Below are 14508 nucleotides of genomic sequence, written 5' to 3' on the forward strand. Positions count from 1 at the left end.
TTTATTCTCTTTTTAATAATGGAAATACAGGATTTAAATCTTCAATAATATTTTTTAATTTTGTTTCATCATCTTTTGTCCAAGAAATGTCAAGATTTTTTTCTATTTCACACATCCAAGTAAATCTTTCAAAATCATTTGGGCTTATACACGTAGTAATTCCTTTAGATAATGTAAATTTCATAGCTAAAACTGCTTCTTCTTTATTATCAACAGGTTTATACCAAGTTCTAAATCCTTTTCTATCTTCGTTTTCATTCCATTTCCTTTTTGCTAAAGTCTTGATAGCTATAATCCCCATTTTTTCATCTTTTGCTTTGTTTAATACAATTTCTCCAAAATATCCCTTTTCCCAATTAACAAAATTTACAGGAAACATTATAGTATCAAAATCAAAATTATTTATCATTGCTAAAGCAGCTTCCTGAGAATGTGCCGAAAATCCTAAATATTTTATCAAACCTTCTTCTTTTGCTTTAATAAAAGCTTTTATTCCATTTTTCATTATCATATCAACTTCTCTTATTTCAGTAATCGCATGAAATTGGTATAGATCAAAATAATCTGTTTTTAATCTTTTTAATGATCTTTCTAAGTCTCTCATTATATTATCGTATGTATACGAGTCTGTTTTACAAGATAGAAAAACCTCTTTTCTATAATGTTCTAAAGCTTTTCCCAAAACAATTTCTGCATTACCATATGATGGTGAAACATCAAAATAATTTACACCATTTTTTATTGCATAATCTACATACTCTTGAGCTTTATTATCCTCTAATCCATCTAACATGATTCCGCCAAATCCAACAATAGATAATTTTTTATTAGTTTTCCCCAAAATACGCTTTCTCATACTATCCCCCCTATGGATAAATGTTATTCCACTCTTTTTCATAATTTAAAACTTTTCTAAGATAATCAGCAGTTTCTTTCCGTGTATTTAATAATAAATAATTATATAATGATTTTAAATCCATATTTTTTAAATTTAATCCTCTAATTTTTTTTGATATAGCAATAGGTCCCATATTATAGCCTGTTATAACCATATATTTTCTTTTTCCATAATCTGTTTCGAATTTAAAGTATTTTGTGTGCAATAAATATATATATGTAGCACCATATAAAATATTTTTTTCGGGATTGTATAATTCATATATTAAAGATCTGGGATTTGGTTTTCTGTTATATAGGTAAATATAAGCTTCTGTAGCAGCATAACGAGGAATTAATTGCATTAATCCTAATGCACCACTTTTAGACTTTGCTTTAGGTAAAAAAGATGATTCTTTTTGTATGATGGATAATATAAACGGTCGTGAAATTCCGTATTTAGTTTTTACATTGTTTATAATTGTTATATAATCCTTAGCTCTTTCTAAAAACGGATTCTTTTTAATGGGGATTTTAGCTGTATATATAATTTTATTATTAACTACTTTATCTTTTTTTATTTGGGGATTTTCAATATCCTTTTTTTCTATTAAATTATTTAAATTTGATTTTTTAGTATATTCATCTTTTTTTTCAATTGTTTTTTTCAATTGTCTTTTTATTTCTGTCTCCACTTCCTCTTTTGAAGCGTTTTTATCTACTATTATATTTACTTCAATTTCTCCATTTTTGGTTTCCTCATTAAAAGAAACTATAGTAAAAGACTTTAAATCATCAGAAAAATCATACCATTTGTGTGGATTATACTCAAACGTTTCTCCCCATATTTTTTTTAATTTAGTCATAAATTCCTTTTCTTGTTTATAATATTCTTCATAATATTTATCCCACTCTTTTTGGTTCTCTTCATATAATTTTCTCCATTCTTCATTCATATAACTTAGATGTTCTTTCCATTCATTGTTTAATTCATTCATATATTTATTAAAATCTTCCGAAAATAAATCATTTGAAAATATATAATTTTGAAAATCTTTGTTTATATTCATATCAATATCAGGCATTTTAAATGGATCATTTTCTGAAAAAACTAAAGAAAGTATTTGTATTAATAATAATAAAATCAAAATTCTTTTCATATTTCCACCCCTAAATATTTTTTGATGTATATTCTTATTTTTTTAGCTAATTCAATAATAAAAATATGATAGAAATTAATGCTAATAATATAAATTAAAATAGATGATATATGTATAAATATATTATTTAATATAAACCTTGGAATAATAATTGAAAAAAATTGAAAAAAAACAAGAATAGAAATAGTTGCAGTTATTAACGAAAAAATAAATTTGTATTTTTTCGAATAGAAAAATACTAAATGTGGTATAAAAAATAATATAATCAACGGAAGAGATTGAAACAATAATCCAAATAGCGTCATTATAAAAAAAAATCCCACTATAAATATTATAGAATAATAAATATTATTCAATAGTGGGATAAATATTGTTAATGATAATGGAATTATATTTGGAGCTATATGGAAAGTTTTGGATATTAAATACAAAATCGAAGCTAAAGATAAAAATAATGATGTTAATATATTTTTATTCTTTAAATGCACGAACAAAGATCACCGCCAGCACATTCGCAACATGTATCTGCAACAGCAATTGTTCCAATGCATTGTAAACACTCTGTGCAATCGTCATTTCTTCTATAATATCCAGCTCTAAATTTATTCAAATCTTCTTTAAATTTCTCATTATTTTTATATTCATTAAATTTATCTTTCCAACTAAATTTTTTGTCCATAATATCTCTCCTTTGTTATTGATATTCTATATTATTATAACATAAAAAAGTCCTCTTCCGAAAGGAAGAGGACTTTTTATAAATTAATAGCTTGATGGATTCACAAAATAAATAGCAACTCCGGCCAAACCTAATGCAATTCCTAACCAACCTAAAATATTAGCTTGATTTGCAGTTTTTTCTATTTTGTTTATTCTTTCAGGATCAACAACAGAATCTGAGGTTGCATATTTTTCTAGTTGAGTTTGTAAATCTGTTTTTGTTACGTAGTTCCCTAATTTCGTTTCAACCTCTGCAGCAACTGCATATTTATTTAAGTCTGTTTTTTCAGCATAATTTTTTAATGTTGAATTTAAATCTCCAAATGTTGGATAATTTTTCAAATCCGCAAATTTTGGATATTCTTTTAATTCATCTTTAGTTACATATTTATCTAAAGATAATTCTAAAGCACTTAGTTTTTGTGAATTTGAGGTTACATCAGCTTTTAAACTATTCAATTCCATTTCTAATTTATTTAGTGCATCATTAGTAGCAAAATTATCTAAAGCTAATTCTAACGCATTTAATTTTTGTGAATTTGAAGTTATATCGCTTTTAATAGTTTCTAGATCAATAGAATTAATTTTTGTTTCTAAATCAGCCACTTTATTAGCCAATATTCCAATAGTTTCGATTGCGGATTTATTTGCTGCTACTTCTTTTTTTAAATTTTCTAAATCAGTTGAAAAAACTTTTAAATCATTTAATTTTGATTCTAATGAATTAATTTTTGATTCATATGATTTCATTTCTTCAAGAGCTGCGACTTTTTTTTCTACATTATCTATTTTGGTACTTAAAAAACTGATAACATCATAAGCTGTTTTTAATTCGTTTATAGAATTTTCTAATTCGTTAATTTTATTATCCATTTCTGTTGTATCTAATTTTGATATCGCATCTTCGATTAAATAATTTACTTGTTCTTTTGTTAAGCCTGAAGGATTTTTTGTTAACTCTTGAACTTGTTTATCAAGAGAAACTACCTTCTCAGCTAATGTAGCAAATAATTGTTGTTCAACATATTTTAATGCTCTATCTAATGCTACTGTTAGTTGATATCTGTTTACTTGTGATAAACCTTGATATGTCCCATCAGGGAATCCTTCAATTATTCCTAAAGAAGATAATCTTTCGATAGAATCAAATGCCCAATGGTTTACAGGTACGTCTTTATAAGTTGTTGCTGAAAAAGAAAATACAGCTAAAGCTAACACCATTAAAATGATAAGAAGCTTTTTCATTCTAACACCTCCAAAAATTTTATTATTAATTTCAAACTCATAACTTTATTTTACCACAAAAATCAAAAAAAATGGTAAAATAAATTAGTCTTTTTAGACATATTTTTATGATATACTTAAATTAATTTATATAAACTAATTTTATATTCTACATTATTATAACAAAATCCTTATTATTATACAAATTTAAATCAAATAAATAAGAATCTGGAGGTGTTTTAATGAAATTAAAAAGAACTCATAAATGTGGAGAATTGGATATTGAAAATGTTGATGAGGTGGTGATTTTAAACGGTTGGGTGGAAAGAATAAGGGATCTTGGTGGAATTAAATTTGGTTTGCTAAGAGATAGATATGGAAAAGTGCAATTTGTTATTGATCCTGAAAATAAAGAAATTTATGAATTAGCAAAGGAGATAGGAAATGAATATGTAATAGCTATAAAAGGAAAAATAAGGAAGAGACCAGAAGAAGCCGTTAATAGAAATATGAAAACAGGCGAAATTGAAGTGTTAGTAGAAGATTTAGAAATATTGTCTGAATCAGAAACGCCACCAATTTATGTTAATAAGGATGAAGAAATTTCTGAAAATCTGAGATTAAAATATAGATATTTAGATTTGAGAAAAGATAAAATGAAAAATAATTTATTATTGAGGCATAAGGCGTTACAAATAACAAGGCAATATTTTTCAGAAAATGATTTTATGGAAATTGAAACTCCTTATTTAACAAAAAGTACTCCAGAAGGAGCAAGAGATTTTTTAGTACCTTCAAGGCTTAAGCCAGGCTCATTTTATGCTTTGCCACAATCACCACAATTATTTAAACAATTATTAATGGTTTCTGGTTTTGATAGATATTTTCAAATTGCTAGATGTTTTAGAGATGAGGATTTTAGAGCAGATAGACAACCTGAATTTTCGCAAATAGATTTTGAAATGTCATTTGTAGAAATGGAAGATATATTAGAATTGACAGAAGGATTGTTAAAAAGATTATTTAAAGAATTAATTAATTATGATTTAGAATTACCACTTAGAAGATTTACATATGATGAAGTTATGGATAAATATGGTTCTGATAAACCTGATACAAGATATGGTATGGAAATACAGGATTATACAGAAATATTTAAAAATACCGAAGCTACATTTATTAAGAATGCAATTAACAATGGACAAACAGTTAGAGGGATTATTTTAGAAAATAAGGGTGATAAATTTTCTAGGAAAAGAATAGATGAATATACAGAATTTGCAAAATCTGTTGGAGCAGGTGGTCTGGTTTGGGTAAAGAATGAAAAAGGTAATCTAAAATCGTCCATTAAAAAAATCGCTGAACCTGAATTGAATAAAATGATTGAAAATGGACTTTTAAAAGAAAATGATATTGCATTTATTTTGATTGGAGAGAGAGAAGAAATAAATAAAATTTTAGGGCATATTAGAGTTAAATTAATTAGAGAAGAAATGGATAAAAAAGATGGATTTGATGTTTTATGGGTAGTTGATTTTCCAATGTTTGCTTTAGACGAAGAAGAAAATAGATTGGTTGCTGAGCATCATCCATTTACTATGCCTAAATTAGATGAATTTGAAAAATATGCAGATTCCGATCCATTAAAAATCAGGGCTCAATGTTATGACTTAGTTATAAACGGATATGAGATGGCAAGTGGTAGTATAAGAATTCATAGAAAAGATTTACAAAATAAGATATTTGAATTAATTGGTTTGAGTGAGAAAGAAATAAATGAGAAATTTGGATTTTTAATAGAAGCATTTAAATATGGGCCGCCACCGCATGGAGGAGCTGCTATAGGCTTTGATAGATTAATTGCAATAATGGCAGGAGAAGAATCTATTAAAGAAGTTATTGCTTTTCCTAAAACAGCAAGTGGCTCAGACCCAATGACAGAAGCTCCTTCAACTGTATCTGAAAAACAATTGAAAGAATTAAAGATTAAATTAGATCTTTAAGGAGGTATGCAATGAATAAGTTCAACGTAGCTATTGATGGACCAGCTGGTTCAGGAAAAAGTACTATAGCAAAAAGAATAGCTAAAATATTTGATCTATATTATTTGGATAGTGGAGCATTATATAGAGCCTTTGGGTATTATTTAAAAAAGAATAATTTTGATTTGAATAATGAAAATGATATAATAAATGCGTTGAAAACTTTTGATATAAAAATTATAAATGGAAACTATTATCTTTTTGATGAAAAATTGGACTTTCAAATCAGAACACCAGAAATGGGAAAAACTGCTTCTATAGTTGCAAAAAACCCTATTGTTCGTGAAAAAGTAAATGAAATTTTAAGAAATATTGCTAAAAAACATGGTGTGGTTATTGATGGAAGGGATATAGGAACAGTAGTATTACCTAATGCTGAAGTGAAAATATTTTTAACAGCTTCAATTGAAGAAAGATCCAAAAGAAGATTTAAGGAGTTAATTGAAAAAGGCGAGGATGTAAAATTTGAAGATGTTTTAAACGAAATAAAGAAAAGAGATATAGCGGATTCAACAAGGGAGATTGCACCATTAAAACCTGCTGAAGACGCAATTGAGGTTGATACAACTGGGAAAGATATAGATACTGTGATTAATGAAATAAAGGAGATAATAATAAAAAGAATGAATTTGGAGTGATTTTGTGGAAATAAAAATTGCATCAAAAGTTGGATTTTGTTATGGTGTAGAAAGAGCCTATAAAAAAGCCTTGGAATTAGCTAAAAAAAATAAAAAAGTTTATATATATGGAGATTTAGTCCATAATAATGAAGTGAAAGATGAATTGATCTCTAAAGGAGTGATGTTCTTTTATTCAATTGATGAAATTCCGAAGGATTCCAATAATTCAATTGGAATAATAAGGGCACATGGAGTTCCAAAAAAAGAAAAAGAAATTTTAAAAAATAGTTTTTTTGAAGTCATAGATTTAACTTGTCCAATTGTAGAGAAGGTTTTTAATTATGCATATGAAAAGCAAAAGGAAGGTTATTTTATTGTAGCATATGGGAAAAAGGAACATGCAGAGATGATTGGATTAAAAGGTAATATTGATGAAAATAAGATAGAAATAATAAGAGAACCAAAAACGTTTAAACATAATAAAATATGTATCATTACTCAAACTACAATAGATTATAATAATTTTAAAGAATTTTCTGCTGAAATTTCAAGGATTTCAGAATATAATGAGTTGTTAATTAAAGATACTATTTGTTACGAAACGAAAATTAGAGAAAATGAAGCTAAAGATATTGCAATTTGGTCAGATTTTGTTATAATAATAGGAGGAAAACATAGCTCAAATACTAAAAAGTTATATGAAATTTCTAAAAAATATAATGAAAAATCTATTCATATAGACTCGGTCAATGAATTAAAAGAACTGGATTTATCAAAGTATGAAAAAATAGGTATCTTAACAGGTACATCTACACCAAATAAATCTATTAACGATGTAATTGAATTTTTAAGGAGGGGTTTTTGATGGTTGGAGATAAAAGTGAATTTGAAAAACTTTTAAGTGAAGAAACAGAATTTCAAATAAAAAAGGGGGACATTATTAAGGGAGAAATTATTTCCATTAGCCCAGATGGTTTATTTGTTTCAGCTGAAGGAAAACCATTTGATGTTTATGTAGGTAAAGATTATTTATTAAAAAACATAAAAGAGTATAAAATTGGGGATCAAATTACTGTTAAATTATTGAAGATTAATGAATCTGAAGGTCAAGCTTTTGGTTCTGAAAAAGCAGCAAAAAGAGATGAAATTATCGATGAAATAACTGAAGGGAAAATAGTAAAAGGAAAAATAAAAGAGAAGGTGGATAAAGGTTATATTGTTGAATTAGAAAATGTAATAAGTGGATTTTTGCCTGGTTCGTTATCTTTATTAAATCCAAATGAAGAGTTTCCTAGAGAAGAAATGGACTTTCTTGTTTTGAAAAATGAGAAAAGAAGACGAAAAATAAATATAGTAGTTTCAAGAAGAGGTTTAGTTGAAAAATATGTTGAAGAATTTTTTAATACACATCATCTAAATATGATAGTTGAAGGAAAAGTTAGTGGAATTAAAGAATTTGGATTATTTGTTAATATAAATCAATATGTTACAGCATTAGCACCAAAAAGTGAATTATCCTGGGACAAAAAATTTGATCATACAAAAGAATATAAAATAGGAGATAAAATAAAAGGGGTTATTGTAAAATTAGATAAAGAAAATAAAAAAGTATCGATATCAGTTAAACGATTAAAGGATGACCCATGGGAAAGTATTGACAAAAAATTTCCTGTTGATTCAGTAGTTACAGGAGAAGTTGTAGAAATTTTTCCCTTTGGATTTGCGATAAGATTAGATGAAGGTATTGAAGGATTAGTTCATGAATCTGAAATTTTCTGGACAGGAAAAGGAAGAATAGAAGATGTTGTTAAAATTGGAGATTTAGTTAAGGTTAAAGTTCTTTCTGTAGATAAAAATAAAAAGAAAATAAATTTAAGTTATAAACAAGTAATTGGAGATCCATGGGAAAATGTTGATGAAAAGATTAAAGAAGGAGATATTGTCAAAGGACATATTGAAAAACTATTGCCTAATGGAATTATAGTTAAATTAGATAATAATCTAACAGGTTTTTCACATGTATCTGAATTATCTTGGAATTTTGTTGATAATGTTGAAGATCTCTTTAAAGAAGGAGATATTGTTGAGGCAAAAATATTACATATTGATAAAGAAAATAGAAAAATAAAATTAAGTGTAAAACAAACTAAAGATAATCCTTGGAAAAGAGTTTCTAATGAATTGAAAAAAGGTGATACAGTAACAGGAAAGGTATTAAAATATGTTGGTAAAGGTGCAGTTATTTTAGTGGATGACTATGAAGTAGAGGCCTTTATACCTAAATCAAGAATTGAATTAGATGAAAATGAAAAAATAGAAAATGTTTTAGAAATAGGTAGCAAGGTTGAAGGAGAAATTTTATCTATTGAATTTGAAAATGAAGAACAAAAAGGAAGTATGATAGTAAGCTTAATAAAATGAGGTGAATATAAATGAAACCAGTTGTACTAATAATTGGTAAACCGAATGTAGGAAAATCAACTATTTTTAATAGGTTGATTAAAGAAAAAAAAGCTATTGTAATGGATTATCCAGGCGTAACTAGAGATCAAATTTTTAGTGAGGCACGCTACGATGGGCGTGCCTTCACCTTAGTTGATACTTGCGGGATTTTCGAAGAACCAACTAATGAGTTAGAAGAAGTAGCAAAAAATAAAGTTATTGAATCTTTAAATGAATCTGATTTAATATTATTTGTTGTAGATGGGAGAAATGGGATAACAGCAGAAGATTATTACTTGGCAAATGTATTGAGAAGAGTAAAAGATAAAGTTTTACTTGTTGCGAATAAAGTAGAGTCATATGAAAAGTATGAAATTAATGTTTTACCAGAATTATATAAATTAGGACTAGGAGAACCTATACCTATTTCTGCTGAACATAATAAGAATTTAGATGAATTAATAGACAATATTTTCGAAAAAGTACCTCATTATACAGTAGAAGAAGTTCAAGATGATGAAATAATTCGTGTGGCATTAATTGGAAGAGCAAATGCAGGTAAGTCTTCCCTATTTAACGCAATTACAGGAATTGAAAGAGCTATTGTTTCAGACATTCCTGGAACAACAAGAGATAGTATCGATGAGTTACTAGAAATAAATGGACAAAAATATCTTTTTGTAGATACAGCAGGGCTAAAAAGAAAATCAAAGACAAAATATGGTAGTGTTGAAATGTATAGTACGGTTAGGACCATAAGAGCAATAGAAAATTCTGATGTGGTGGTTTTATTAATTGATGCTACTGAAGGGATAACTCAGCAAGATAAAAAAGTTATAGGTACTGCTGAAAATAGAGGGAAAGCTACTGTTATAGCTTTTAATAAATGGGATTTAGTGAAATTTCATGATAAAAGAATAGAAGAATATCTTAAATTATTTGAAAAGGAATTGTATTTTGTAAATTATAGTCCGGTAGTTTTTACATCTGCAGCTAAACATTGGGGAATTGAGAAATTAATGGATGCTATTGATACAGCATATGATTCATATACAAAAAGGATACCTACCAGTGCTTTAAACGCAGCTTTAGAAAGATTTATGATGGTTTCACCACCACCGGTTCGTAAAGGAAAAAGAATAAAAATTTATTACGGAACCCAAGTAGATACAAAACCACCTGTGTTTACATTTTTTAGTAATATGCCGCAACAAATTCCTAAATCTTATCAAAGAGCTATTCAAAATATGATTAGAAGATATATTGATCCTTTTATAGGTTCCCCTTTATTTATTAAGTTTAGGAGTAGAGGTAAATAACGAGGTGATAAAATTGAATTATATTTTATGGATTTTGTTTGGATATTTTTGTGGATCTATACCATTTAGTTTTTTTATTGCAAGATTAAATGGAATAGATATAACTAAAGTAGGAAGCGGAAATGTTGGTGGAACGAATGTATTAAGAAGTGCAGGAGCTTTTTATGGTGTTTTAAGTATGGTTTTAGATGCTTTAAAATCTTTTATTCCAACATTAATTGTGTACAAAATGAGTGGTAATATAGCATACTTTGTAGCCTTTTTTTCTGTAGTCGGGCATATATATCCACTATGGTTAAAATTTAAGGGTGGAAAAGGTGTTGCTTCTAGTGTAGGAGCGTATTTTGCGCTTAACCCAGTATTAGCGTTAATATTTTTTCTATTATGGTTACCTTTGACAATTATAACTAAATATGTTTCTTTGGCATCAGTTATAACTATGTCTGTTATAGGAATAATAGGATTTATATATTCATCTAAATTGGGTATTTTAACTTTAATATTGGCTTTAATAAGTGTTTATAAACATAAATCTAATATAATAAGGTTATTAAACGGTACAGAAAGAAAAACAGATATAATAGAGATTTTTAAGAAATCTATAAAAAAATGAAAAAGTTATTGATTATATTTATATTACTATCTTCAATATTATTTTCACAAAATTTAACAGAAGGGGAAAAGGAGGCTCGAAAACTTTTTTCAGAGAGCCTAAAAGATTTTTATTCTGGAAAAAAGTATGATTCTAGATTAAAATTAGAAGAAGCTATGACAAATGAGGTATACTTAAAAGATATGCCTTATTTTTGGTATTTTGCTGCAAAATTAGATTTGTTATTAGGAAATGTTGAAAAAGCAAAAGAAGACTTAAATAACATTTTATTTTTTACTCCTTCAAATAATGAAGCTATATCTTTATTAAATTTCATTAATTCTTTAAGTAATATAGGAAAAAAAATACAACCTCAAATTAAATTAAAAGAAATAGGAAAAGTTAAAAATGTTGTAAATAGCAATGAGAAATTCTATATTGCGAATGACTTTATTATTATAAATTCTATTATATATATTTTAGATATTGAAAATAAATTAATTTATTATACAGATTTAAATAATACATTTGAAAATTGGATTAAATTAAATAATGTTATCAATGAAAATTTCATACCTTTTAATATATATTATGATGAAAGAACAGATTACTTTTATATTTCTGGTAATACAGGTCTTTATGTTATGAAAAATTTTTCTCAACAAAAAACATATAATTTTGATAAAATTAATGAAAACAGTAATCTCCTATTAATTAAATTAGATAAAATAGGTAGATTTTGGACTTATAATGCAAAAAATAATAGCATATATCTTTTAGATTTCAATGGAAATCTTTTGGATGAATTTGCTTTAAATAATAATTATATAATAACTTCAGGTAGTTTTTCGGAAGATAACTTATATTTATTAGATATAAAAAACAAACAGGTAGTAATATTCTCTATTGAAAATGAAAATGTCTATAAAATTATACCTTTAAAAAATGATCATTTACCATTAGAAGTTGTTTCGCTACCCTATGAAGCCTTTTTAGTTACTTACATGAATGATGGAACTTATCTTTATCAAAATAATAATGAAATGAAATTATTTGAATTTCCATATTTAATGAAATATAAAAATGGAGTATTAATGAAGTTTGATTATTCAAAATACGAGATAATAATAGATCATATAGAATTTATTAGTGATATAATACCATATTATATGTTTATCTATTATATTAATTTTGATGTTGCTACTATGAAAATTAATTTAAAAGTTAATACAATTTCACCAGGAAATAATTATATTGATTTTATAGATAAAAAAATATATATAACTGATTCTCAGGGTAGATATGCCTTTAATTTTAATAAGTTACTACAAAAACCTAATATATATAATTTCGATAATATGGAATACTTATTTTTTGAAATGTTGCCTCTTTTAAATAACGATTCAATTGTTATTTTAAATGATAAAGATAATAATAATTTTAAAAAGTATATTTCCATTAAAAATATAGTTCCTTTAATGTTTTCAAATATTTCCTTATTCATTGTATCTGATAAAATTGTAGATGAGTCCATAAAATCTTTAATAAGATTAACTCGAGGAGGTATTGTTCCTGTAAAATACTATAGTATTTTTGAGAATTATATAAAAATAAATTACAAAATAGTACAAAATATAGATTATCAAATATTTCCTCCTATTGCTCCAGGTATTCGACCAGTAAAGATTTTTTTACAAACAGGTAGTAAAATAATAAACGATACATTATATTATTATTCGGATGGTGTTGGAATTGCAGAGTAAAAGTAATTATTATTTGAATCTTGGAAATAAATATATAAATTTAAATAATATAGATTTGGCTATAAAAAATTATTTATTAGCAATACAAGAAGATCCAGAAAATCCTTTAGCTTATCATAATCTTGGTGTGTGTTATTTAATGAAAAATAATCCAAAATCTGCTTTTGATAATTTTAAAAAATCTATTGAAAAAGGTTTAAAAACTGACGAAACATATTATTATTATTTAAAATCTGCTTTTGAAAGTGGGGCGTATAAAGAATGTTTAAAAATAGAAGCTAATAGTAAGTTCTCTATAGATATGACATTAATAAAGATTAAAGCTGCTATGAAAGTAAACAACATTAATTTAGCGAAAGAATTATTAGAAAATCTAAAATTATCAGGTTTTTCAAGCCAAGAATTAAATTTGATAGAAAAAATAATTAATTTAAAAAATATATAGGAGGGAAATTATGAAAATAAAGGCAGTTGTTTTTTTAATTATTTTATTAGGAGTTTCTCTTTTTTCAAATTATACAATAAGAACGGGAGATGTTTTGGGATTATGGGTTTTTGGTTATTCGGAATATTCTAATCAAAAAATAGTGGTAGGTCCAGATGGTCAAATAACAGTTCCTCCAATAGGCAGATTAAATGCGTATGGAAAAACAATAGAAACCCTTGAGAAAGAAATTAAAGAAAGAATAAGTACTTATATTAAATCACCTAATGTTACTTTAGGAATAATTAATTATGCGCCATTTGAAGTACAAGTTATAGGAAATGTTAATAGATCAGGAATTATTCAATTATCTAAACCTGAATTATCTTTAACTAAAATCATTTCCCTAAGTGGTGGAATTGCTGAACCATGGAAAAGCACATATGCTATTGTCAAATATCCAGATGGGAAAGAAGAAAGATATGATATAACAAATTTATTTAAAGGATTACTGTTGGAAAATGATCCTGAAATTCCAGAAAATTCAACTGTTGTAATACCTTTTGAATTTGATACAAACATTAATATCTATATGGATTATGGCATAAAAACAGTTCAATATTATGAAGGGATATCTTTAAAAGATATTGTTTCTAATTTAAATATAAATCCAGAAAATTTTGAAAATGAAATTATAATATTAAGAGATAATTCTATAATAAAGTATAATTTTGAAGATTTAAAAGAAAATAAAAATTTCCCTTTGAATAAAGGAGATACGATAATCTTTAATAAATTAGAAAAATTCGTTTATGTATTTGGATTAAACAAGGGAGGAAAAATACTTTTTGAAAAAAATGAAACCTTCACATTAAAAACGTTAATGGCAAAATTAGGAATTGTACCAAATTATGTTACATATACGGTCTACAATAAAGAAAAAGGGAAACTGCAAAACTTAGATGAAAATTATACATTGAGTGTTGGAGATATTGTTGAGTTTGAAAGTAAAGAAAATTATGTATATGTTAGTTCTAATAAAGGTGGAGGAAAAATTTTATTTGATATTAAGGAAAATTTTGATTTAGATACACTTATTGGAAAAATGGGTTTGGATAAAAATGACTATTTAATAGAAGTGTTTAATCCCGAAACAGGTATTACAGTAGAAGCTACAAATAATATTCAATTAATTAAAGGTATGATAATTAAATTTAATCCAATAGAAAAATATGTATATGTGACAAATAAAGGAAAAGTATCATTTGGAAAAACAGAAAAATTTGATTTAGAAACACTAATTGGGAAATTGGGAATAGACAAAGA

The 14508-nt window shown here is 25.9% G+C and carries 13 protein-coding genes; 9 read left to right on the forward strand and 4 right to left on the reverse strand.

The window, feature by feature from the left end:
- Nucleotide 1: 1 nt before the first annotated feature.
- The 4 genes from ACYQ44_RS06745 to ACYQ44_RS06760 form a co-directional block, all read right to left on the reverse strand.
- A complete protein-coding gene (locus ACYQ44_RS06745; RefSeq protein WP_459996167.1) occupies nt 2-856 on the reverse strand; it encodes an aldo/keto reductase in 855 nt (284 codons plus the stop codon).
- Nucleotides 857-866: 10 nt separating this feature from the next.
- A complete protein-coding gene (locus ACYQ44_RS06750) occupies nt 867-2036 on the reverse strand; it encodes a transglycosylase SLT domain-containing protein (protein ID WP_459996168.1) in 1170 nt (389 codons plus the stop codon).
- Nucleotides 2037-2514: 478 nt separating this feature from the next.
- Entirely contained in the window at nt 2515-2715 is a 201-nt protein-coding gene (locus ACYQ44_RS06755; protein WP_459996169.1) for a hypothetical protein, read from the reverse strand.
- A gap of 83 nt (nt 2716-2798) precedes the next feature.
- A complete protein-coding gene (locus ACYQ44_RS06760; RefSeq protein ID WP_459996170.1) occupies nt 2799-4001 on the reverse strand; it encodes an S-layer homology domain-containing protein in 1203 nt (400 codons plus the stop codon).
- A gap of 221 nt (nt 4002-4222) precedes the next feature.
- On the opposite strand from ACYQ44_RS06760, the gene aspS reads away from it, so the two are divergent.
- The 9 genes from aspS to ACYQ44_RS06805 form a co-directional block, all read left to right on the forward strand.
- Nucleotides 4223-5983: an aspartate--tRNA ligase gene (gene aspS / locus ACYQ44_RS06765; RefSeq protein WP_459996171.1), complete on the forward strand. Its 1761-nt coding sequence runs from the start codon at nt 4223-4225 to the stop codon at nt 5981-5983.
- An 11-nt stretch (nt 5984-5994) separates the two neighbouring features.
- On the forward strand, nt 5995-6660 hold the full coding sequence (cmk, locus tag ACYQ44_RS06770; protein WP_459996173.1) for a (d)CMP kinase: 666 nt from the start codon (nt 5995-5997) through the stop codon (nt 6658-6660).
- A gap of 4 nt (nt 6661-6664) precedes the next feature.
- On the forward strand, nt 6665-7507 hold the full coding sequence (gene ispH, locus ACYQ44_RS06775) for a 4-hydroxy-3-methylbut-2-enyl diphosphate reductase (RefSeq protein WP_459996175.1): 843 nt from the start codon (nt 6665-6667) through the stop codon (nt 7505-7507).
- Nucleotides 7507-9063, forward strand: coding sequence for a S1 RNA-binding domain-containing protein (locus ACYQ44_RS06780; protein WP_459996177.1), 1557 nt, complete (start codon nt 7507-7509; stop codon nt 9061-9063). Before ispH ends, ACYQ44_RS06780 begins: the two co-directional genes overlap by 1 nt.
- 11 nt (nt 9064-9074) lie before the next feature.
- Nucleotides 9075-10403: a ribosome biogenesis GTPase Der gene (gene der, locus ACYQ44_RS06785; protein ID WP_459996178.1), complete on the forward strand. Its 1329-nt coding sequence runs from the start codon at nt 9075-9077 to the stop codon at nt 10401-10403.
- A gap of 13 nt (nt 10404-10416) precedes the next feature.
- Nucleotides 10417-11016: a glycerol-3-phosphate 1-O-acyltransferase PlsY gene (gene plsY, locus ACYQ44_RS06790; protein WP_459996180.1), complete on the forward strand. Its 600-nt coding sequence runs from the start codon at nt 10417-10419 to the stop codon at nt 11014-11016.
- The gene (locus ACYQ44_RS06795; protein WP_459996182.1) at nt 11013-12758 is read left to right on the forward strand and encodes a ligand-binding sensor domain-containing protein; all 1746 of its coding nucleotides are present in this window, start codon (nt 11013-11015) and stop codon (nt 12756-12758) included. Before plsY ends, ACYQ44_RS06795 begins: the two co-directional genes overlap by 4 nt.
- On the forward strand, nt 12748-13203 hold the full coding sequence (locus tag ACYQ44_RS06800) for a tetratricopeptide repeat protein (protein WP_459996183.1): 456 nt from the start codon (nt 12748-12750) through the stop codon (nt 13201-13203). The genes ACYQ44_RS06795 and ACYQ44_RS06800 overlap by 11 nt, the downstream gene beginning before the upstream one ends.
- 10 nt (nt 13204-13213) lie before the next feature.
- Nucleotides 13214-14508 (forward strand): polysaccharide biosynthesis/export family protein (locus tag ACYQ44_RS06805; protein WP_459996185.1); only part of this gene is annotated, 1295 nt, incomplete at its 3' end.

The organism is Marinitoga arctica (genome assembly GCF_054657315.1).